This is a genomic window from Kitasatospora sp. NPDC054768, from assembly GCF_053612025.1.
The window spans coordinates 1-19736 of record NZ_JBSHBN010000172.1 but is presented as its reverse complement, the minus strand read 5'-3'; the positions used below and the strand labels follow the sequence as shown (position 1 = coordinate 19736).

Genomic DNA, 19736 nt, shown 5'->3' with positions numbered 1-19736 from the left:
TCCCCCGCCACCGTGCGGACGTCCTTCTTCAGCGCGGCGAAACGCTTGCGCTCGGCCGGCGCCAGCTCGGCGTCGTCCCGCACCCCCGGGACCGGCAGGTCCTTGCGACGGGCGCCGGCCGCGTCCAGCACGTACGGCTTGAGCTGCTCGTCGAAACCGACCGTGAACGTCCGGGTGCCGTAGTCGACGACGGTGGTCCCGTCGGCGTCCAGCCCGAAGTCCGGGACGAGGCGGTCGGACAGCTGCTCCCCGGTCAGGCCGAGGCCGGCCGCCACCTCGGAGATCTTCTCCTGGGCCCGGGTCTTGAGCGCCTTGAACTTCACCCGCTGTGCGATGCCGTGCAGGTGCAGCAGGGCCGTGTCGCTGCCGATGGCGGCCAGCGCTTCCAGGCCGTCCACCGCGCGGTGGTGCGCCCCCTCGCCCGGCCAGGCGCGGAGCATCGGCGTCAGCCGGCGGACCGTCTCGTCGTCACCGAGCCGGCCGAGCGCGTGCAGCGCCCAGCCGTCCTGGGCCGGCATACCGGCCAGCCGCCACTGCTCGAACACCGCCCAGCAGAACTCCGTCAACGACCGCGGCTCGCACAGCAGGGCCACCTCGTCGAGGCCGGGGTAGAACGCCCCGGGCGCGGACAGCGCGAGCATGGTGAGCACGTGCCGCACCGCCTCGGCAGGCAGGGCGCCCTTGTCGCCGCGCAGCAGCAGCTGCGGCAGCATCACCGGCTCCGCCCAGTCGCAGGGCGGGGGCAGCTTCGCCGGGAGCGCGGTCACCAGCGGGTCGGCCGACAGCAGCGTGCCCACGGCCTCCTCCGCCTTCGGCCCGAACTCGGCGGCCACCGCGCGCACCGCCGCCGCGCCGTGCGCCCCGGCGATCACTCGCAGGGCCTGCTCGGCTCCGGCCCGGGCCGCCCCGGCTTTCCCGAGTGCGGCGGGTACCAGCAGCCGGGCCGCGTCCGCGCCGTGCCGGGCGAACCAGGAACGGGCGGTGCTCCCGGCCGACTTGAGGCGCACCAGCCAGTCCGTCATGGTCTCGGCCACCCGGGCGTCCAGGTACGGAAGGAGCAGGGGCGCGTGCGTGGCCGGATTCCCCACCGCGGCGGCCCGGATCGGTTCGACGGCGTCCGTGCCGAAGCGGGCGGCGACCCGGCGCAGGGAGTCCCCGGAGTGCCAGATGCGCTCACCGGCACGCCACTGCGCGAGCAGGGGCCGGGCCAACTCCTTGTCGCCGTAGGCGAACAGTGCGAGCTCGGCGTGCTGTCCGCCGCGCAGCCGCGCGCCCTCGGGCTGCCCGATCCTGGCCCGGATCGTGGCCGCGACCCGCTGCCAGTCCTCGTCCGACCAGCTCGTGTACCAGGACTCGGAGGTCGCCGCCCACGCCTCGCGCTCACCCGGCAGCCACCGCATCTGTGGTTCCTGCGGCACGGCGAGGCCGGTCAGCACGCGGGGCTTGCCGGCGGAGCGCGGCCGCGTCCACGGCGGGCTGGTGAACAGCTCCGGCAGCGAGTCGGGGCCGACCTCCGGCACCCGCTCGCCGAGGTCGGTGAGCGGCTCGACCAGGGCCGCCTGCTCCGGCGTCAGCTCCGGCAGCAGTTCGAGCGCGGTCGCGCGGTGGACCGCGACGTGGCCGGTGAGGAGCTGCCGGGCGAGCTGCTGCGTGGCCGGGTCGGTGGAGGCCGCCGCGGCCTCGGCGAGCAGGCGCACGGCACGCCGGGGGAACCGGCGGAGACCGGCCAGGAGGGCGGCGCGGGTGGACTTGATGCCGTCCTGCTGGGCCAGCAACCCCCGGAAACCCTCGTCGGAGGGGAGCTCGGCGAGCGCCTCCAGGATCCGCTTCTTGCCGTCCTTGTGGTGGTAGCTGGTGGTCAGGTCGTGCAGCATCACCGATGCCACGTCGCCGCCCAGGCCCTCCGCCACGGTCGCGATGATCTCGGTGGACCACCCGTCATAGCCCAGGCTCGGCAGCGGGGGGAGCTTCTCCAGCGGTTCCGCCGAGGAGAGCGAGCACAGCAGCATCGACCACTCGACGACGGCCAGTCGGGAGCCCGACGCGACACACTCCTCGACCCAGGCGGTCTCGGACGGCGCCAGGTACGCCGCCACCACCAGGCGGGTCAGATTGTTCCGGCAGTCCGCCAGGGCCTCGACCGCCGCGCGGTGGGTCTCCTCGTCGCAGGCCGCCAGCAGCGACCGGACCCGGTCCGCGGCGGGGCGGTACGCACCGTGCCTCTGGTTGGCCCCGCGCCGGACACGGGGGTGGACGGACCTCTGGTGGATCCAGTCGGTCTCGACGGCCGTCGTGAACAGCTCGACGGTGGCCCTGGCCGCGAACGGAAGGCCGAACTCCGCCACCCAGGCGTCCACGGCCACGCGGAGCCCGTTGTTGCCGGGATACGAGAACACGGCGGCGAGCACCGCCGCACCGACCGGGTCCCGGCTGCCGGACTGGTGGGCGCGGGCGGCCGCGACCAGCTCCGGGTCACTGCGCTCCGAGGTGAGCGTCTGCTCCAGCCAGTCCCCCATCTGCCGCAGCCCGTCGCGGTACGAGGTCACCGGGCCCTTCCCCGGCGCGGACGGCTTCCGGGGAATGCCGCCCCGGCGCGGGATCAGGGCCCGACGCCAGGCGTCCGGCATGACGAAGACGTCCTCGTCCTCGGGACCGGCGGCCTCGGCCGTGGGTGCGGACACGCCGGGCTGCGCCACGGGCACCGGATCCGCCGCCGCACCCGGCTCCGTACCCGCCCCCGCACCGATCTCGCGGTAGCCCTTGCGCTCCTTCTCGGCGACCACCTTGGCGAAGTGCGCCTGCGCCTCCTCCACGGTCGGGAACGCCTTGACCTGCTCCCGCCCGTCCGTACCGGACCGCCCGTACCGTACGGTCACCGCGGCACCGTCGGCCGCGGCCTCCCAGAACTTGTCCGAGCCGCCCTCGACGAACTCCCAGCGCCGCACAGCCCCGCCCCTCTCCTCGCACTGATGATCAGGAGAGGAACGTTAGCGAGTCCCACCGACAAGTCCCCGGCCGACCGCCCCCGCACTCACCTCCCCGCCGAAGTCACCGTGCGCCGGCGCCTCGTACCTCGGCGAGCGGCGGACACGTCCTGGACTTATCGGCCGGCGTAGTTCAGTGACTGGAGCCGCGTCTTGGCGTCGTCCTCCCGTGCGTCGGGGGTGTGGCTCAGGTGGAGGGCGCGGAACGCGGCCCGTACGTCGGGGCAAAGCGGGCGCCGTCGCCGCAGACGTAGACCTGGGCCCCGGCTTCGAGCAGGGACCAGACCTCCTCACCCTCCGCCACGATGCGGTCCTGGACGAAGCGTGCGCCCATCACCGGCGGGTCGAAGTAGGAAGGCAGGGGCTCGCAGGGAGCTCCTGAGGCCCTTGATCACTCCCATGATGAGAGCGCACTTGGCCTTCGGGGGGGGCACGGCTCTGCGAAGGCCTGTGCGTACGCTGGCCGCCCGATCGTGACTTTTACAAACCGACGCGTTCCCGGAAAAGAAACTGACTTCCACTCAGAGAATGGCGATCACCGCGTAGCCCCATTCGCGGGCCATAGCAGCTGCGGTCATCGCTCCCGGCAGGTCGCGCGACGACCGCGGCAGCCGAAGCCAGCTGCCCGAACTTCGCAAATAATTAATGGAGTTGGTCGAGGTCGAAGACGGCCGTCACCGGTGCGTGGTCGCTCCAGCGCTCCGCGTGGGAGGCTGCGCGCTCGACGTAGGCCTTGACGCAGGTGTCCGCGAGCTTCTGACTAGTCGTCAGAAGGTCGATCCTCCAGCCGGAGTCGTTGTCGAAGGCGCGGCCGCGGTAGGACCACCAGGAGTAGGGGCCGGTGCGGTCGGGGTGGAGGGCGCGGACGACGTCGACGTAGCCGGCCTCGTCGTAGACGCGGGAGAGCCAGGCGCGCTCTTCGGGGAGGAAGCCGGCGGACTTCTGGTTGGCCTTCCAGTTCTTGAGGTCCTCGGGCCGGTGGGCGATGTTCCAGTCGCCGCAGACGACGACCTCGCGGCCGTCGGCGGCGGCGCGGGTGCGCAGGGCGGTGAGGTGGACGAGGAATTCCGCCATGAAGCGTTCCTTCTCGTCCTGGCGTTCGGTGCCGACTTCACCGGAGGGGAGGTAGAGGCTGGCGACGGTCAGGCCGGGGAGGTCGATTTCGACGTACCTGCCCGAATCGTCGAATTCCTCGGAGCCGAATCCGATCACCGTGCGCTGCGGCTTCTCGCGGGTGAGGATGGCGACGCCGGCCCGGCCCTTGGTGGCGGCCGGGGCCCAGACCGCGTGCCAGCCGTCGAGGTCGCGCAGCTCGGCGGGCAGCTGCTCGGGTTCGGAGCGCACCTCCTGTAGGCAGACCACGTCGGCCTCGGTGCCGGCCAGCCATTCGACGAAGCCCTTCCTGGCCGCTGCCCGGATTCCGTTCACGTTCACACTCGTCACCACGATCACCCGGGCAGCCTACCGACTGGTCGTTCCCGACCCGAATCGTGACGCGCGGGGCCGATGGCCGGGTGGCCGGCTCCGCGGGGTGTGGGCTCCGGGATTCCGATGGAGGTGGATGGTGACAGTGACTGACAGGACCTGTCGTGAACGCGGCATGAAGATGTGCGACAGTCCCATCAAGCCGCGCCATTGGTCTTGACCATCTTCGGACGGAGCGCCTAGGGTCACTTACTGCAAGGACCTTTAATAAAGAAGGACGGATAAAGGCCCGCTCTCCCACCTGCCGCAACTGCGGACGGTGGGCCCGGGATCCGCCCTCCTTGTCTCAGGGCGGACAGCATCAGGGTGGAGGACGCGGTGGGGACGACAGGACAGCTTTCTGCGGTGCCGGAGCCGAAGTACTGGCACCTGCGCACGGTGCTGCTGCGGGCCATCGACTCGGAGTTCTCCATCGGTCAGGTGCTGCCCAACGAGCGCGAGCTCTCGGCCCGCTTCGGCGTCGCCCGGGCCACGCTGCGGCAGGCGCTCGACCAGCTGGAGCTGGAGGGCCGCCTGGTGCGCCGCCGGGGGATCGGCACCCTGATCGCCGCCCCGCGGGTCGGCGTCCCGGTCAACCGGCAGGAGGAGGGCTGGCCCGGCGCCGCGCGCAGCCAGTCCTGGCGGACGCTCGACTGCACCACCGCCCCCGCCTCCGCGCAGCTGGCCAAGGGCCTGGGCATCGCCGAGGGCGCCACCGTGCACACCGTGCGCCGGGTCCGCCTGGTGGAGGGCCGCGCGGTGGCCACCGAGGCGCTGCACGTTCCGGCCGCCGCCCTGCCGCACCTGCCGGGCTTCCGCGCCGAGAGCGACCGCGCCCGTTCGGTGCTGCGCCAGCTGGAGCGCCTGGAGGTGGACGGCGAGTCCCGCTCGGTCGAGCTGGGCGTCGCCGAGGCCGAGCAGGCCGCCCTGCTGGAGCGCCCGCCCGGCGCCCCGGTCCTGGTCATGACCACCCAGTACGCCGCGGCCGGCCGGTTGGTGGCGCTGGGCGTCGCCACCTACCGGGCGGACACCTGCAAGCTGACCTTCGGCGAGGCCGGACTCGTCGAGGTCACCCCGGTCGGTGCGACGGCCGGGGTCCGCACCGCCTCCTGAACCATCTTCCGAACACCCTCAGGTCGAGGCCCGGACGCCAACTGGCGTCCGGGCCTTTGCCGTTGGCCGGCACAGCATCGGAGGCTCCGGCCGCGCGGAGGGGGAGGACGGGGTCGTGAACCTGGTCGTGGAGCTGTGGGCGAAGTCGGAGATACCGGCGTACGGCGGGCTGTTCAGGGCGGACGGAACGGTGCGGGAGGTGTTCTTCGACGGGCCCGGCTCGCTGCACCTGGAGCTGGGCGAGCCGTTCGAGGTCGGGGAGCCCAAGTACGAGCACGAGATCGACGTGGACGGCGAGGCCGAGCTGCCGGACGGGCGCGGGTTCGTCTGCTGCGGCCAGCGGGGGGGGCATGGGCGACGAGGGCTGCCTCGCCCGGCTCGACGGGCGGCGTCGGCTGGTGTGGGTGCTGACGTCGACCCAGGGCAACTCGTTCCTCCGGGTGTCCGTCGACTGGCCGCCTGCGCACTTCGTCAACGACTGGGGCACCGTCCTCACCCTCGACCTGACCGACCCGGACTACGCGCCGTGACGGCGGAGTGGTTCCGATGACAGCCCAGCCCCCAGCCCCCAGCCCCCCGGCCCCCGGCTCCCAGCCCCCGGGCCGGCCCCGCACCGCGCCCGACGTCAGGCCCGGGGCGGGTCCACCGCGAAGAGCTGCTCCTCGACGTGGTCCAGGGCGACGCGCAGGGCGCCCATCGCCACCACCTCCGAACCGAGGGCCGCCAGGGCGACCTCCGGGGCGCGCAGGGTGAACTGGGACAGGCGTTCGCGCAGCGGGTCCAGGACCCCGTCGAGGCCGGCCGCCCAGCCGCCGATCACCACCAGCTGCGGGTCGATGGCGAGGACCAGCGCGGCGACGCCCTGGACGAGGCGGGTGAGGAAGCGGTCCATGGCGACCTTGGCGACCTCGTCGCCCTCCCGGGCGAGCCGCAGCACGCGGGCCACGGCGGCCTCGTCCAGCGGGTTGAGGGGTTTTCCGGTGGTGGACAGCAGCCGCTCGGGGGTGACCTCCTGGCCGAGCAGGTGCAGGGCGCCGATCTCGCCGGCCGCGCCGCCGAACCCGCGGTGCAGCCTGCCGCCGATGAGGGAGCCGGCGCCGGGGCTGAGGCCGGCCATCACGAAGACGACGTCGTCGGCGCCGACCGCCGCCCCCTGCCAGTGCTCGGCGATGGCGGCCAGGTTGGCGTCGTTCTCGATCAGGACCGGGCAGCGGAAGGAGCGCCGCAGCCGGGCCCCGAGGTCGAGCCCGGTCCAGCCGGGCATCGCGGTGCCCAGCTGGACGGTGCCCTCGCGGTCCACGATGCCGGGGGTGCCGATGCCGACCGACCACAGGTTGTCCCGGGAGATGCCGGCCTTGCGCAGCACCTCGGCGACGGCGGTGCGGACGGCGGCGAGCCGGTCCTCGGCGTCGAGGGTCTCGTCGACCGGCTTGAAGTGACTGCCCACCACCTCGCCGGTGAGGTCGGCCAGGATGACCCGGATGTCGTGCACGCCGATCTCGATGCCGAGGATGTGCCCGGCCTCGGCGCGGAAACGGAACCAGCGGGCCGGGCGGCCGCGGCGGCCGGGGCCCGGCTGGCCCTCCTCCCGCGGCTGCTCCACCTCGGCGACCAGCCCGGTCTCGACCAGACCCTCGATCACGCCCTCGACGGTCGGGCGGGAGAGCCCGGTCTCGCCGACGAGCTGAGTGAGGGTCACGGAGTGGCCGTTGCGCAGCGCCCGGAGCGTGACCGCCGCGTTGATCCGCCGCAGCAGCGAGGAGTCTCCTCCGGTGAGCCGATCCGCCAATGCGATGCCCTTCGCCGTTCGCGCGACTGCCCTGGCGCGCGGTGTCGAGTGCGCGGTGCCCACCGAGTGGCCCGCGGGGGTGCACCCCCGGAGAACGCGGCACGGCGGCAGGGGGCCGCCTGCGCGAGGGCCGGAGGACATGCGGAGCCTACCCGGGGACGGAGCCGGGCGGCGAGGATCCTCGCAGCTCATCCAGGCTTCGGTATCGAAATGGTACGGATCGGGTGGCGGTGCGTGATCCGGACTTCACCGCTCGGCCACGGTGGACGGGTGGGCGAGCCGCCGGGACAGCACCGACGGGAGGGAACGCTCCGACAGCAGCGAGCCGAGGCCGCGCCGGGAGCCGGCCGACAGGACACTGAGGGTGGAGCAGGCCGAGCCGATCGAGCCGAGGGAGAGGACGGATCCGATCGAGCCGATGGACAGCACCGACCCGATCGAGCCGATGGACAACACCGAGCCGATCGAGCCGAGGGAGAGGACGGATCCGATCGAGCCGGTCGACAGCACCGACCCGATCGAGCCGATCGACCGGACGGACACGATGGAGCCGATCGAGCGGAGGGAGCCGATGGACCCGCGGGCGGGTCGGGCCGGAGGCGCGGAAGTGGTCATGACCCTTGAGAGTAGCCAGCCGCACCCCCGGGCGTCCGTCAGTCCACCCGGGCCGCGAACAGCCGCTGCCCCAGCAGTGCCATCGGGTGCTCGTCCTCCGGCAGGGTCAGCACGGTCGGGCAGCCCGCGGCGGTCAGTGCGGCCCGCCAGTGCTCCGCCGGGCGGGCGGTGGGGCCGTGGGCGTCGCCGGTGATCAGCAGGTCGAGCTGTTCGGCGGTGGGCGCGAGCAGCAGCAGCCGGCCGCCGGGGGAGAGCAGCCGGACCAGGGCCGTCACCTCCTGCTCCGGTTCTCCGGCCACGGTGGCGGCCACGGTCGGAGCCGGAGCCGAAGCCGAAGCAACCGTCGGAGCCGGAGCCGGAGCCGGAGCCGGAGCCGAAGCAACCGTCGGAGCCGGAGCAAAAGCCGGAGCAAAAGCCGGAGCCGCTGTCACCGTGGCGACGACGACGTCGTAGCGCCCGCCGTCGGGAACGGCGTGGTGCTCGACGGCGTGCCGGGGCCGAGTGGCGGCGGCGAGGGCGCGGGCGACGGCGGGTTCGCCGCCCTCAGGGTCGAGTTCGAGCACGCGCAGCGGCCCGGGCCCCTGGTGGGCTTCGGCGGTGCCGCGCACCAGCGCGCCGAGGGCGGCGCCGAGGTAGCCGAGGGCGGCGGCCCGGCGGACCGGGGTGGCGGCCGGCCGGGGGGCCTCCTGGCCGGTGATCACCCGGGGCAGCCGCAGGGCGTCGCGCCGGACCCGGGTGAGGGCGGCGGCCGGGCCGAGCCCGTCGGCCCAGGTCTCGACGGCCGGGCGCCAGGTGTCGCGGACCTCGGCGGCGGCCGGGCCGGGCCGGCCGCGGAAGACCGGGCCCTGGGCGCCGCCGTCCTGGCGGGTGATCAGGCCGTTCCGGGCGAGCGCGTCCAGCCAGCGGGCGACGCGGGGGCGCTGGGCGGGGGTGACCATGGCCGCGGCGAGCACTTCGGCCTCGGGGTGGCCGCGGGCGGGGTCGGTGAGCACGCCGCTCTGCTGGAGGGTGTGCAGCAGTGCGGCGAGTACGGCCCGGTCGAGCTGGGCGCCGAAGTCGCGGACCTGCGCGGCGGTGATGCCGATGCTGTGCTTCCATGCGGCGGCCGTGGCGTTCTCGGCGTCGGCGCGCAGCCGGCGGTCGGCGGCCTCGGCGTTGCTGGCGGGGGCGCGGACGTGGGCGAGGACGGCCCCGAGGGCGTCGACGGCGGTGTAGACGTCCTCCTGTCGGGGTTCGGGGCCGACGTGCAGGACCAGGCGCAGCGCGCCGAGGTCGTGGGCGGTGAGGTCGGGTTGCCGGCTGAGGGGCCAGAGCAGGGCGGAGGGCAGGCTGAGGTGGGTGGTCCGGGCGGCGGCGACGGCCCGGAGCTGCTGGTCGGGCCGCTGGTCGGGGTCGCCGCAGTGGACGGTGCCGCCGGCCAGGAGGGTGGCGAGGGCGAGGTCGACGGCGAGGTCGGTCACGGGGTGGAGCACGGTGTGCCGGATCGGGGGCGTGCCGAGGACGCCGGCCCAGTAGCGCAGCCGCTGTTCGGCGGCCCGGGCGGCGGAGGGTGGGAGTGCGGCGTGCTCGGCGACGCGCCGGGCGAGGGCGCGGGGCAGGCCGCCCGGCGGGGAGACGCCGAGCAGCAGGCCGATGCCGCTGATCGCGCGCCCGTCGGCGACGACGGCGGGTCGGTCGCCGAGTTCGCGCAGCGCGCTGACCAGGGCGGGAGTCGTGGGCACGGTGATCACTCCGGGGTGCGGGGCGGAAACCGCACTACTGAACCATGGGGGCGGGGCGGTGAAGGCCGGTCGCAAGTCAAACTTCTGTAATGATTTTCATATCGGACAGCCAAGCTGTCGAGGTGAAGTCACCTCGAAGTGGTCGGAACTTCACATTCCGGAAGCCTCGTGCGATCCCTTGACAGGTGGTTCGGGTACTGGATCAATGGAGCGAACAGGGCTGACCGAACGATCGGTCGGTACCCCTGGCAGGGGAACTCCGGCCGAGCAGCGAAGGAGCGACGATGACCGGCACCGCACCCGTCCCGCACCGACACCTCGGGGAGCCGATCCCGCCGGAGCTCCTGGACGCCGGTGAGCGGATGACCCCGGACGAGCTGCGCGCCCACCAGCTCACCCGGCTGCGGGCCACCCTGCGGCACGCGTACGACAACGTCGAGCTCTACCGCCGCAAGTTCGACGCCGCCGGGGTCCGCCCCGAGGACTGCCGCACCCTGGACGACCTCGCCCGCTTCCCCTTCACCACCAAGGCCGACCTGCGCGAGGGCTACCCCTTCGGCATGTTCGCCGTCCCGATGGAGCGAGTCCGCCGGATCCACGCCTCCAGCGGCACCACCGGGCTGCCGACCGTGGTCGGCTACACCGACAACGACCTCTCCATGTGGGCCGACGTGGTCGCCCGCTCGATCCGCGCGGCCGGCGGCCGGCCCGGCGACAAGGTGCACATCGCCTACGGTTACGGGCTGTTCACCGGCGGCCTCGGCGCCCACTACGGCGCCGAGCGGGCCGGCTGCACCGTCATCCCGGCCTCCGGCGGCATGACGGCCCGCCAGGTGCGGCTGATCCTGGACTTCGAACCCGAGATCATCATGGTCACCCCGTCCTACCTGCTGACCCTCCTGGACGAGTTCGAGAAGCAGGGCGTCGACCCGCGCGGCACCTCGCTGCGGGTCGGCATCTTCGGGGCCGAGCCCTGGACGGAGGAGATGCGGCGCGAGATCGAGGAACGGCTCGACCTGCACGCCGTCGACATCTACGGCCTCTCCGAGGTGGTCGGCCCCGGCATCGCCCAGGAATGCGTGGAGACCAAGGACGGGCTGCACATCTGGGAGGACCACTTCTACCCGGAGATCGTCGACCCGTTCACCGACGAGGTGCTGCCGGAGGGGGAGGGCGGCGAACTGGTCTTCACCTCGCTCACCAAGGAGGCCCTGCCGATCATCCGCTACCGCACCCGCGACCTCAGCCGGCTGCTGCCCGGCACCGCGCGGCCGGCCTTCCGCCGGATGGAGAAGGTCACCGGGCGCAGTGACGACATGATCATCCTGCGCGGGGTGAACGTCTTCCCGACCCAGATCGAGGAGATCCTGCTGCGCACCCCGGGCGTCGCGCCGCACTTCCAGCTGCGGCTCGGCCGGCAGGGGCGGCTGGACCACATGACCGTCCGGGTGGAGGCCCGGCCGGAGGCCTCCGACGAACAGCGGGCGGCGGCGCGGGCGGCGATCGTCCGCGCGGTGAAGGACGGGGTGGGGATCACCGTCGCGGCCGAGGTGGTGGACCCGTACACGCTGGAGCGCTCGGTCGGGAAGATCAAGCGGGTGGTGGACGAGCGCGGGTGAACCCGCCCGGCGCCCGGCGCCCGGCGGCCCCGCAGCCCTGCCGTCGTCCCGTCGTGCGGGCGCGCGGGCGTGCGCGGGCACCCCGCGCGGGCTCTATGCTGCGGGGCATGCCGAGTGAGCTGCGCACTCTTCAGCCCGCCGAGGACCTCGCCTTCGTCCGGCGGGAGACCGAGCTGAAGCCCGTCCCCTTCGTGCCCGAGATCAGCCTGCACATGGCCGAGGACGCCATCGCCCTGTGGGAGACCACCGAGCGGGCGCGCGGGGAGGACGGGCTGCCGCCGCCGTTCTGGGCCTTCGCCTGGGCGGGCGGGGTGGCGGTCGCCCGCTACGTGCTGGACCACCCCGAACTGGTCGCCGGCCGTACGGTGTTGGACGTCGCGGCCGGCTCCGGGCTGGTCGGGGTGGCCGCCGCGCTGCGCGGGGCCACGGACGTGCGCGCCGCCGAGATCGACGCCTACGCGGTGGCCGCGATCGGGCTGAACGCCGAGGCCAACGGGGTGCGGGTGGACGGCGCCCTGGTGGACCTGGTGGACGGCGACGGCGGTCCCGCCGAGGTGGTGCTCGCGGGCGACGTCTTCTACGAACGGGCCATGGCCGCCCGCTTCCTGCCCTTCCTGGAGCGGGCCGCGGCGCGCGGCGCGACCGTGGTCGTCGGCGACCCGGGCCGGGCCTACCTGCCCCGCGAGCGGTTCACCGCGGTGGCGGCCTACCAGGTGCCGGTGGTCGCGGACCTGGAGGACACCGCGGTCAAGACCACGACGGTGTGGCGGCTCGGCTGACGGTCGAGGGTGTGGCGGCAGGGGCGCCGTCCGGACGGCCGCCGAGCGCTGGCGGCCGGTTCCGGGGCATGGTCGGCTGGGAGCGATGCGTGTGCGAACGGCATCGTCCGGCATCGTCCGGTGTCGTTCGGCACCGTTCCGGCGCACCGCCGGACCCGCTCACCCGACAGGGGACCACCATGACCACCACCGTGAACGGACTCAGGCTCGGCCCGCCCCAGGCGGTCGCCGACCTGCACGCCGGCCTGCCCGACTTCGAGCAGGCCCTCGCCTTCTACCACCAGCACCTGGCACCGGACACCGCGATCGACCTGTCCGTCGCGGAGAACGTCCTGCTGTACCACCACTCGATGCAGCGGGACGTCTTCGACAAGGTCCGGCTGATCCCCGAGGCGAACATCAAGTACATGGCCCCGGTCGGCATACCGTGGCTGCGTCAGCAGGTGGCGGACCTGCTCACCCGGGCGTTCGGCCGTACGGTCTCGATGGACGACGTGTTCGGCTGCGCCGGGGTCTCCTCCGCGCTGGAGTGCATCGCCTTCGGGCTCATGCGGCGGCAGGGGACGGGCGGAGAGCCGCTCAAGCCGGGGGACGAGGTGCTGATCCCGGCGCCGTACTGGCAGGGCTTCAACTGGTCGTTCCAGGAACGGCCCAAGCTGAAGTGCGTCCCGGTGCACCTGCCCACCCACGGCGAGGACCGCTACCGCCTCACCCTCAACCTGATCGTGAACGCCTACGAGGCGCGGAAGGAGGCGGGGCACAACCCGCGGCTGCTCGTCCTCACCAATCCGCACAACCCGTTGGGTGTCAACTACCCCAAGGAACTGCTCGACGAGATCTACGACTGGGCGCTCGCGCACACCGATCTTCACATCATCTCGGACGAGATCTACTGTCATTCCCAACTCGACACCGGTACGACGCCGTTCACCAGCGCGATGGCCCTGGAGGCGTACCAGGGGCATACCGACCGGATCCACGTGGTCTGGGGCTTCGCCAAGGACTTCGGGTTGTCCGGCTTCCGCACGGGATTCGTCGTCTCGAAGAACGAGGCCGTGCACCGCGCCATGCTCGGCAGCGACGACCCGGCCGAGCAGACCCGCGCACTGCCCTGGTTCACCCCGTTCGACTCGCTGAAGACCTACGTCGTCGGGGAACTGCTCAGGACCACCGTCGAGGGGGAGCCGTACCCGGCGTACGCGATGCGCGAGTACCGCACGCTCCTGAGCACGAGCTTCCGCAGGACCAAGGCCGCCCTGGACGCCGCCGGGATCGAGTACGTCCACCGGGACGGCGACAACGCCGCGATGTTCTTCTGGCTCGACCTCAGCAGGTACCTCGGCAAGCGCGCGCCCGGCGAGCACGTCAACGGGCTGCCGGCCATCGGGCCGGACGGGCTCGATCCGAACGAGGAGTGGCTGTTCCGCTACCTCGCCGCCAAGCCCACCGAGGTCTCCCTGCTGCCCGGCGGGACCATGCACAACGCGGAGCCGGGCTTCTTCCGGCTCTGCTTCACCAGCCGGATGCCCGAGGACGTCGAGGCCGCGGTGCGGCGGCTCGCCGAGGCGCTGGCGCAGCTGAAGTAGCCAACGTAGCCGTAGCCGTGGCTGGGGCCGTGGCTGTGCGGCACCGGGCGCGCCCGGTGCCGCTTCAGCTGTTTCAGCCGTCCAGTGACTCAGCCGCGCAGGCGGGCCAACCAGGCCTCGACCTCGTCGGAGCGGCGCGGGAGGCCGGCGGAGAGGTTCTCGTTGCCGTCCTCGGTGACGAGGATGTCGTCCTCGATCCGCACCCCGATGCCCCGGTACTCCTCCGGCACCGTCAGGTCGTTCTCCTGGAAGTAGATGCCCGGCTCGACGGTGAGCACCATGCCCGCCACGAGCGGGCCGTCGACGTGCTCCTCGGTGCGGGAGTGGGCGCAGTCGTGGACGTCGATGCCCAGCATGTGCCCGGTGCCGGCCAGGGTGAAGCGGCGGTGCAGGCCCAGCTCGTACACCTTGTCCGCGCTCAGGTCGCCGAACAGGCCCCAGGAGGTGAGGTGCTCGGCGAGTTCGCGCTGGGCGGCACGGTGGAAGTCGCGGAACTGCCCGCCCGGCCGCACGGCCGCGATGCCGGCCTCCTGGGCCGCGTACACGGCGTCGTAGACCTTGCGCTGCAGCTCGGTGAAGCGGCCGCTGACCGGCAGGGTGCGGGTGACGTCGGCGGTGTAGAGGTGGTTGGTCTCCACGCCCGCGTCGAGCAGCAGCAGGTCGCCGGGCCGGGCGTGCCCGCTGTTGCGCACCCAGTGCAGGGTGGTCGCGTGCGGGCCGGCCGCGGCGATGGTGCTGTAGCCCACGTCGTTGCCCTCGACCCGGGCCCGGACGAAGAAGGTGCCCTCGATCAGCCGCTCGGCGGTCTCGGTGTCGGTGCCGAGGACGCGCACCACGTCCTCGAAGCCGCGGGCGGTGGCGGCGCAGGCGAAGCGCAGCTCCTCGATCTCGAACGCGTCCTTGACCAGGCGCAGCCCGGACAGGAAGACCTCGAACTCCTCGTCCCGCTCGGCGACCGCTCGGTCCGCGAGGGCCTCCTCCACGCCCGCGTCGTGGCGGCGCAGCACCCGCGCCGGGCCGGTGGCGGCGCGCAGGTCCGCGCGGACGGCGCGCACGTCCCGGCAGGGCAGGCCGAACAGCCGCTCGCTCTCGGTCAGGCTGTTGCGGCGGCCGTCCCACAGCTCGCCGTGGCCGTCCAGCCAGAACTCGCCGTTGTCGACGCGGGAGCGGTCGCGCAGGTAGAGCACGGCCTCGTGGCCGCCGGTGCCGGTCGGGGTGAGCACCAGGACGCCGTCCTGGGACTGGTCGCCGGTCAGGTAGGCGTAGTCGGAGGAGGGGCGGAACGGGTAGTCGGTGTCGTTGGCCCGGACCTTGGGGTTGCCGGCCGGGACCACCAGCAGCTCGCCGGGGAAGGCGGCGGACAGCTCCGCGCGGCGGCGGGCGGTGTGCGCGGCCTGGGGGACGGGCTCCAGGGCGGTGCGCTCGGTGTCGGCCCAGCCCTGCGTCATGCTCTCCGCGAGCTCGTCCGTGACCCCGCGGGTCAGGCCGTTCTTCCGGTACTTGATGGTCTCGGCGGGCTCGGTGGTCTCGGCGGGCTCGGCGGGCTCGGTCACTGAGGTCTCCTGGTGAGGGTGAGGGAAGCGCGGTGCTTCGCTACGCTTCCCCGTCCGTCGGTGTGCGTCCCGTACGGTATATCGAACAGTGCCGGGTGAGAAGAGGTCGAGAGTGAACGATGCCGAGGAATCCGTCCGGGGCGTCCTCGCCGCCAACCTGAAGCGGGTGCGCGCCCAGCGCGGACTGTCGCTGTCCGAGCTGTCCCGGCAGGCCGGGGTCGGGAAGGCGACGCTGTCCCAGCTGGAGTCCGGGGCCGGGAACCCGACGCTGGAGACGGTGCTCGGGCTCTCCCGGGTGCTCGGCGTGCCGATCTCCGACCTGGTCGAGGGCCGGCCGGGCGGCGAGGTCACGGTGGTGCGCGCGGCCGAGACCGAGGTGCTCAGCGGGCGGGGCGTCGACCTGCGCCCGCTGCGCCGGATCGAGTCCGGGGACGCGGTGTTCGAGCTGTACGACCAGGTGGTGCGCACCGGAGCCGCCCAGGACTCCGGGGGGCACACCGGCACCGAGCACACCGTGGTCCAGACCGGTCGGCTGGGCGTGCGGGTCGACGGGCGCGAGATCGAACTCGGCCCCGGCGACTACATCGGCTTCGACGCGGCGCTGCCGCACGCCTACACCGCGCTGGACGGCGACCAGGTCCGCTCGGTGCTGGTGCTGCAGTACCGGGCCGAGCAGCACGGCCACCTCGCGGAACCGGTCCGGCCGGCGTCGTGGGGGCTCTGGCACTGAGCGGGCGGAACGGGTTCGGCCGCGCTGCCCGGTCGTTCGGAATACCGAACGGTTGATCCGTCCGTCATGATGATCACCATGACGGACGCACTCACCTGGCTCGCCGAACCCCAGTCGATCGCCTACGGCGGCTACAGCGTGGTCCTGGCCCGCGGCCTGGAGCCCGAGGAGCTCGTGGCCCGGATCGCCGAGGAACTCCCGGGGTGCACCGCGCGCCCGCTCGGCGAACTCACGGCGGACGACCTGGTCGAGGAGTACGAACTCGAATTCCCCGGCGACGTCGAGGACATCGGGCTGCGCCACGGGCGCACCGGCGACCTCGCCTTCGCGGTGGTGTACGGCTACTGGCAGGGCGAGCTGAGTGTGCCGCCGTCCGCCTCGCGCGGCGGCGCCGAGGTCTACCACCTGGAGTTCGAGGAGGAGAACGGCAAACCGGTGCCGCCGTTCTTCCGCGGCTACCGGGACGGCCGGGAGACCTGCTTCCTCAACCTCCACCTGGACGCCAGCTGGGGCCCCGACGGCGTCCTGGGCGAGCCCGCCACCGTCGCCGCCCTGACGGCCGAACTGGCCGCCGCCGGGCTGCCCGACCACGACCGCGAGGGCGACGACCTCCACCGCACCTGCCTGGAGGTGCTCGGCCGCCACTTCGGCCTCACCCTCCCGCGGGCCCTGGTGCTGGACGGCGCGCTCCCGGCGGTCCTGCTGGAGACCGACTGACGGGGCGGCCGGGCGACCGGTCGGCGCCGTTCCGCCGCGTTCCGCGGCGAGGCGCCGCCGGCGGGAGCCCTTGAGGGACGCCCCGTGCCCCGCCCCCCGGTGCCCCGCGGCCGTCCCGTCAGCGGTCGGCGGTGCGCAGGTCCAGGTGGTACCGGTCCGACCGGGTGCCGTCCCCGCGGTGCGTCCGCCGGTCGAGGAGGAACCCCGCCCGGTGCGCCACCGCGGCGGAGGCGGTGTTCTCCGGCTCCACCTGGATCACCGCCTCCACGCCGCCCTCGGCGGCCGCGTACCGGGCGGCCAGGAGGACCGCCCGGGTCGCCAGGCCCCGCCCCCTCCAGGACGGGTAGAGGCCGTACGCGATGTTCACCTGGCCGGGAGCCAGGCCTTCCCCCGCGAACCGCAGGTCGACCGTCCCCGCGAGCACCTCGCCCGGCTCCACGCGGATGCCGAACGCGCGGAGCGGCCCGGAGGCCTCCCACTGTTCCCGGCAGTGGCGGAGGTACGTCTCGACGCCCTCCCGTGTGCCGGGGCCGCCGTTGAGCCAGCGGACGAGCGCCTCGTCCTCGCCCAGGAGATGGGCCTCGGCATCGTCCGGGGACAGTGGGGACAGGGTGACGACGCCGTCGGACGGCTTCACTTCCTCCATGCGGTGATTGTCGACACGGCCGCCGCCCCGCGCCAACGGTTTGCTGGAGAACGACGGCGGGGCCGGCCGGCCGGGGCTCCGGCCGGCCGCCCCCTGCCCCGCCCCTGCACCCCCCGGCGGCCACCGAGGAGGGGCACGCCGAGCGGGGCGGGGATGTCGAAGGAGTGGTCGGCGCTGTTGCCGTTGTAGCAGTCGTGCGGGCCGGTGAAGGTCACGGACTCGTCCTCGAAGAAGAAGTCCTGGTGGATCGTCCCCAGGACGACCAGATTAGAGGGGCTGCTGGAACCGTTCAGCTCCTCAGTGACCCCGGTGACGCCGGTGACCCCGGTGACCCGGTGACCCCGGCGTCCCGGGCGGCCGCGGCGGCGGTCAACGGAGCGTCGACGACCCGCCCGCCGGTGGCGAACTTGATGGCCTCCCGGTAGCCGCCGAAGCACGTCGACTGCCCGCCCTCCGCGCTCACCACGCAGTTCCGGGCCGAGCCGCCGGCCGCCGCGGGCCGGGCGACGGCCGTGCCCGCGCCGGACAGAGGCAGCGAGACCGCCGCCGCTGCGAGGACGGCACCGGCGTGCTTGAAGGAGCGGGTCATCGTTGATCAACTCCTGTTCCAGATGGGTGACTTGTCGAGATGCCGCTCTCGCCGGAGCGCCTGACACCGATTCCGTGCCAGGCGGGTGGGTGAGGAGAATCCCAGAGATCTGGGACGTGCACGTGTCACCCGTCGGCGCGACGGCCCGTTCGGGTGCGGGAGCCGTCGGCGCGGACGTCGAGGTGTGCGGTTCGGAGCCCGTGCCGGGCCCCGGGGCGTCAATCGGCCGTTCGGGTATCCGCCCCGAGGCGCGAACGGTGCGGGAACGGTCCGTGAATTGTTCCCCGGTCGGGTGAACTGCACAGCCGCCCCCCGGGGCCCTGAGGGCATCATGGGCCGCGACACGGGACCTCGCGGAACAGGGAGTCGACCGATGGGAAGGCCGATGGCGGAGTTCGGCTGCGCGAAGTGCTACGGCGAGGACGAGCGGGCCGTGTGGGGCCGGCAGCGGGAGGGCTTCGAACACGAGGCGGAGGTGGTGGGCGGCTCGCGCTTCGCCGTCAACCTGCGGCGCTGCCTGGGGTGTTCGCAGCAGTTCGTGTGGATCTTCACCGAGGTCGTCGACTGGATGGGCGGGGACGACGCCCAGTACGTGACGATCATGCCGGTGACGGCCGTCGAGGCGAGCGGCCTGAGAAGTGGAACGCTGCGGCCCCAGGACCTCGGCGCCCTCGGCCGCGGCCGCCGCCACCTGAACCACGACTGGCCCACCGGCGGCCCGGCGCGGCTGCAGTGGCGCTCCGGCCGCTTCCTGGTCGCCGAAGGGCGGTAGCCCCTCCGTCCGGTGCTCGGAGCGGTGCGGCGGCTGTCCCCGATCCGGGTGCTCGCTACTTCCGTCGACCGGGGCGGTGGGCGAGCTTCTTCTCCGCCTTGAGCAACAGGGGGAGCAGGGCGTAGACGACGACCGGGACGACGAGACCGGTCATGACCAGGGTCCGCAGCACCAGCGGCAGGCGCCCGAGGTGGGGGCCGAGCAGGGCGAAGGTGGCGGTGATGGTCGGGTAGACGGCGAGCCAGGTGAGCAGTGCCCGGCGGTGCACGGACGGGGCGGCCGGGGCCGGTGCGGTGATGCTGTCGGTGTTCAAGGCGGTTTCCTCCCGTGAGTGAGCGGCTGGAGGCTTTGGATGCCCAAAACTCCAACCCGTCGGTTGGAGTTTGGCAGGCGCGCAGGCGGATGTCCAACCCTTTGGTTGGAGATTCGCGCTATGGTGATGCCATGGCCTGGGACACCGCACGCACGCAGCAACTCCTCCTCGACGCCGCCGTCGAGGAGTTCGCCGAATCCGGCCCGGACGGTGCCCGGATCGCCCGCGTCGCCACCCGGGCGGGAGTGAACAAGGAGCGGATCTACCAGTACTTCGGCAGCAAGGAGCAGCTCTTCGCCGCGGTGCTGGCGTCCGAACTCGGCAAGCTGGCGGAAGCGGTGCCGCTCACCCCGGTGCCGGGGCTGGAGCTCGGCGACTACGCCGGACGCGTCTTCGACTACCACTCGGCCAACCCGCACTTCTCGCGCCTGCTGGCCTGGGAAGGGCTGCAGCGCGGCACGGAGTCCCAGGCGCTGGCCGCGGAGCCCGAACGCACCGCGCACTACGGAGAGAAGGTCGCCGTCCTCGCGGCCGCGCAGCGGGCGGGCGAGCTGGCCGACGATGTGGATCCGGGACGGCTGATGTTCGCGGTGATCGGCCTGGTGAACGCGTGGTTCACGCTCCCGCAGATGGTCCGCCTGCTGGTCTCCGGCGCGACCGACCCGGCAGCGGACCGGGAGGCCCTCGTCACCCTGGTCCGCCGCCTGACGAGGCCTGCGGCGGTGTGAACGGGCGGAGTGGTGCCT

General features: G+C 73.2%; 19 protein-coding genes. 9 read left to right on the top strand and 10 right to left on the bottom strand.

Annotated elements, in window-relative coordinates; translation table 11 throughout:
* From ACWGKU_RS34585 to ACWGKU_RS34575, 3 genes are all read right to left on the bottom strand, one after another.
* A partial coding sequence (locus ACWGKU_RS34585) for a WGR domain-containing protein (RefSeq protein WP_452191695.1) occupies positions 1 to 2945 on the bottom strand: 2945 nt, incomplete at its 3' end.
* 226 nt (positions 2946 to 3171) lie between these two features.
* Entirely contained in the window at positions 3172 to 3318 is a 147-nt protein-coding gene (locus ACWGKU_RS34580) for a hypothetical protein (RefSeq protein WP_452179564.1), read from the bottom strand.
* A gap of 308 nt (positions 3319 to 3626) precedes the next feature.
* Positions 3627 to 4436 carry an exodeoxyribonuclease III gene (locus ACWGKU_RS34575; RefSeq protein WP_401055140.1) on the bottom strand — a complete coding sequence of 270 codons (810 nt, stop codon included), beginning with the start codon at positions 4434 to 4436 and terminating at the stop codon, positions 3627 to 3629.
* A 351-nt stretch (positions 4437 to 4787) separates the two neighbouring features.
* Between ACWGKU_RS34575 and ACWGKU_RS34570 the strand changes: the two genes are divergently transcribed.
* Together ACWGKU_RS34570 and ACWGKU_RS34565 are read left to right on the top strand one after the other, a co-directional pair.
* Positions 4788 to 5561, top strand: a complete 774-nt coding sequence (locus ACWGKU_RS34570; protein WP_401055141.1) for a GntR family transcriptional regulator — start codon at positions 4788 to 4790, stop codon at positions 5559 to 5561.
* Between the two features lie 350 nt (positions 5562 to 5911).
* Positions 5912 to 6091 (top strand): hypothetical protein, encoded by a 180-nt coding sequence (locus tag ACWGKU_RS34565; protein ID WP_452179563.1) that lies wholly within the window; start codon positions 5912 to 5914, stop codon positions 6089 to 6091.
* 95 nt (positions 6092 to 6186) lie between these two features.
* Here the strand turns inward: ACWGKU_RS34565 and ACWGKU_RS34560 are convergent, their stop codons facing one another.
* The 3 genes from ACWGKU_RS34560 to ACWGKU_RS34550 form a co-directional block, all read right to left on the bottom strand.
* Positions 6187 to 7350, bottom strand: a complete 1164-nt coding sequence (locus tag ACWGKU_RS34560) for an ROK family protein (RefSeq protein WP_359899623.1) — start codon at positions 7348 to 7350, stop codon at positions 6187 to 6189.
* A 246-nt stretch (positions 7351 to 7596) separates the two neighbouring features.
* The gene (locus ACWGKU_RS34555) at positions 7597 to 7965 is read right to left on the bottom strand and encodes a hypothetical protein (protein ID WP_452179562.1); all 369 of its coding nucleotides are present in this window, start codon (positions 7963 to 7965) and stop codon (positions 7597 to 7599) included.
* A 38-nt stretch (positions 7966 to 8003) separates the two neighbouring features.
* Positions 8004 to 9686 carry a hypothetical protein gene (locus ACWGKU_RS34550; protein ID WP_452179561.1) on the bottom strand — a complete coding sequence of 561 codons (1683 nt, stop codon included), beginning with the start codon at positions 9684 to 9686 and terminating at the stop codon, positions 8004 to 8006.
* 284 nt (positions 9687 to 9970) lie between these two features.
* Between ACWGKU_RS34550 and paaK the strand changes: the two genes are divergently transcribed.
* The 3 genes from paaK to ACWGKU_RS34535 all read left to right on the top strand — a co-directional run bounded on the left by paaK (position 9971) and on the right by ACWGKU_RS34535 (position 13670).
* Entirely contained in the window at positions 9971 to 11305 is a 1335-nt protein-coding gene (gene paaK / locus ACWGKU_RS34545) for a phenylacetate--CoA ligase PaaK (RefSeq protein ID WP_452179560.1), read from the top strand.
* A gap of 107 nt (positions 11306 to 11412) precedes the next feature.
* Complete coding sequence (locus ACWGKU_RS34540) at positions 11413 to 12084, top strand: class I SAM-dependent methyltransferase (RefSeq protein WP_380631234.1); 672 nt, start codon at positions 11413 to 11415, stop codon at positions 12082 to 12084.
* 179 nt (positions 12085 to 12263) lie between these two features.
* The gene (locus ACWGKU_RS34535) at positions 12264 to 13670 is read left to right on the top strand and encodes a pyridoxal phosphate-dependent aminotransferase (protein ID WP_452179559.1); all 1407 of its coding nucleotides are present in this window, start codon (positions 12264 to 12266) and stop codon (positions 13668 to 13670) included.
* 89 nt (positions 13671 to 13759) lie between these two features.
* Here the strand turns inward: ACWGKU_RS34535 and ACWGKU_RS34530 are convergent, their stop codons facing one another.
* Positions 13760 to 15223: an aminopeptidase P family protein gene (locus tag ACWGKU_RS34530; protein ID WP_452179558.1), complete on the bottom strand. Its 1464-nt coding sequence runs from the start codon at positions 15221 to 15223 to the stop codon at positions 13760 to 13762.
* Positions 15224 to 15335: 112 nt separating this feature from the next.
* Between ACWGKU_RS34530 and ACWGKU_RS34525 the strand changes: the two genes are divergently transcribed.
* Together ACWGKU_RS34525 and ACWGKU_RS34520 are read left to right on the top strand one after the other, a co-directional pair.
* Positions 15336 to 15953, top strand: coding sequence for a helix-turn-helix domain-containing protein (locus tag ACWGKU_RS34525; RefSeq protein WP_401048778.1), 618 nt, complete (start codon positions 15336 to 15338; stop codon positions 15951 to 15953).
* A 78-nt stretch (positions 15954 to 16031) separates the two neighbouring features.
* On the top strand, positions 16032 to 16670 hold the full coding sequence (locus ACWGKU_RS34520; protein WP_452179557.1) for a hypothetical protein: 639 nt from the start codon (positions 16032 to 16034) through the stop codon (positions 16668 to 16670).
* Between the two features lie 118 nt (positions 16671 to 16788).
* Here ACWGKU_RS34520 and ACWGKU_RS34515 read toward each other — a convergent pair whose 3' ends face one another.
* Positions 16789 to 17316, bottom strand: coding sequence for a GNAT family N-acetyltransferase (locus ACWGKU_RS34515; RefSeq protein ID WP_452179556.1), 528 nt, complete (start codon positions 17314 to 17316; stop codon positions 16789 to 16791).
* A 289-nt stretch (positions 17317 to 17605) separates the two neighbouring features.
* On the bottom strand, positions 17606 to 17905 hold the full coding sequence (locus tag ACWGKU_RS34510; RefSeq protein WP_452179555.1) for a hypothetical protein: 300 nt from the start codon (positions 17903 to 17905) through the stop codon (positions 17606 to 17608).
* A gap of 373 nt (positions 17906 to 18278) precedes the next feature.
* Here ACWGKU_RS34510 and ACWGKU_RS34505 point away from each other — a divergent pair, with 373 nt between their 5' ends.
* Entirely contained in the window at positions 18279 to 18677 is a 399-nt protein-coding gene (locus tag ACWGKU_RS34505) for a hypothetical protein (RefSeq protein ID WP_380350623.1), read from the top strand.
* A gap of 55 nt (positions 18678 to 18732) precedes the next feature.
* Here the strand turns inward: ACWGKU_RS34505 and ACWGKU_RS34500 are convergent, their stop codons facing one another.
* Positions 18733 to 18990, bottom strand: coding sequence for a hypothetical protein (locus ACWGKU_RS34500; protein WP_401054270.1), 258 nt, complete (start codon positions 18988 to 18990; stop codon positions 18733 to 18735).
* 131 nt (positions 18991 to 19121) lie between these two features.
* Here ACWGKU_RS34500 and ACWGKU_RS34495 point away from each other — a divergent pair, with 131 nt between their 5' ends.
* Positions 19122 to 19718, top strand: coding sequence for a TetR family transcriptional regulator (locus ACWGKU_RS34495; protein ID WP_452179554.1), 597 nt, complete (start codon positions 19122 to 19124; stop codon positions 19716 to 19718).
* The last annotated feature ends 18 nt before the right edge of the window (positions 19719 to 19736 follow it).

Coding starts and splice junctions, on each gene's coding strand:
- ACWGKU_RS34580 (WP_452179564.1), bottom strand. CDS start 3,318: ATGGGCGCACGCTTCGTCCAGGACCGCATCGTGGCGGAGGGTGAGGAG.
- ACWGKU_RS34565 (WP_452179563.1), top strand. CDS start 5,912: ATGGGCGACGAGGGCTGCCTCGCCCGGCTCGACGGGCGGCGTCGGCTG.
- ACWGKU_RS34555 (WP_452179562.1), bottom strand. CDS start 7,965: ATGACCACTTCCGCGCCTCCGGCCCGACCCGCCCGCGGGTCCATCGGC.
- paaK (WP_452179560.1), top strand. CDS start 9,971: ATGACCGGCACCGCACCCGTCCCGCACCGACACCTCGGGGAGCCGATC.
- ACWGKU_RS34540 (WP_380631234.1), top strand. CDS start 11,413: ATGCCGAGTGAGCTGCGCACTCTTCAGCCCGCCGAGGACCTCGCCTTC.
- ACWGKU_RS34535 (WP_452179559.1), top strand. CDS start 12,264: ATGACCACCACCGTGAACGGACTCAGGCTCGGCCCGCCCCAGGCGGTC.
- ACWGKU_RS34520 (WP_452179557.1), top strand. CDS start 16,032: ATGACGGACGCACTCACCTGGCTCGCCGAACCCCAGTCGATCGCCTAC.
- ACWGKU_RS34515 (WP_452179556.1), bottom strand. CDS start 17,316: ATGGAGGAAGTGAAGCCGTCCGACGGCGTCGTCACCCTGTCCCCACTG.
- ACWGKU_RS34510 (WP_452179555.1), bottom strand. CDS start 17,905: ATGACCCGCTCCTTCAAGCACGCCGGTGCCGTCCTCGCAGCGGCGGCG.
- ACWGKU_RS34505 (WP_380350623.1), top strand. CDS start 18,279: ATGGGAAGGCCGATGGCGGAGTTCGGCTGCGCGAAGTGCTACGGCGAG.
- ACWGKU_RS34495 (WP_452179554.1), top strand. CDS start 19,122: ATGGCCTGGGACACCGCACGCACGCAGCAACTCCTCCTCGACGCCGCC.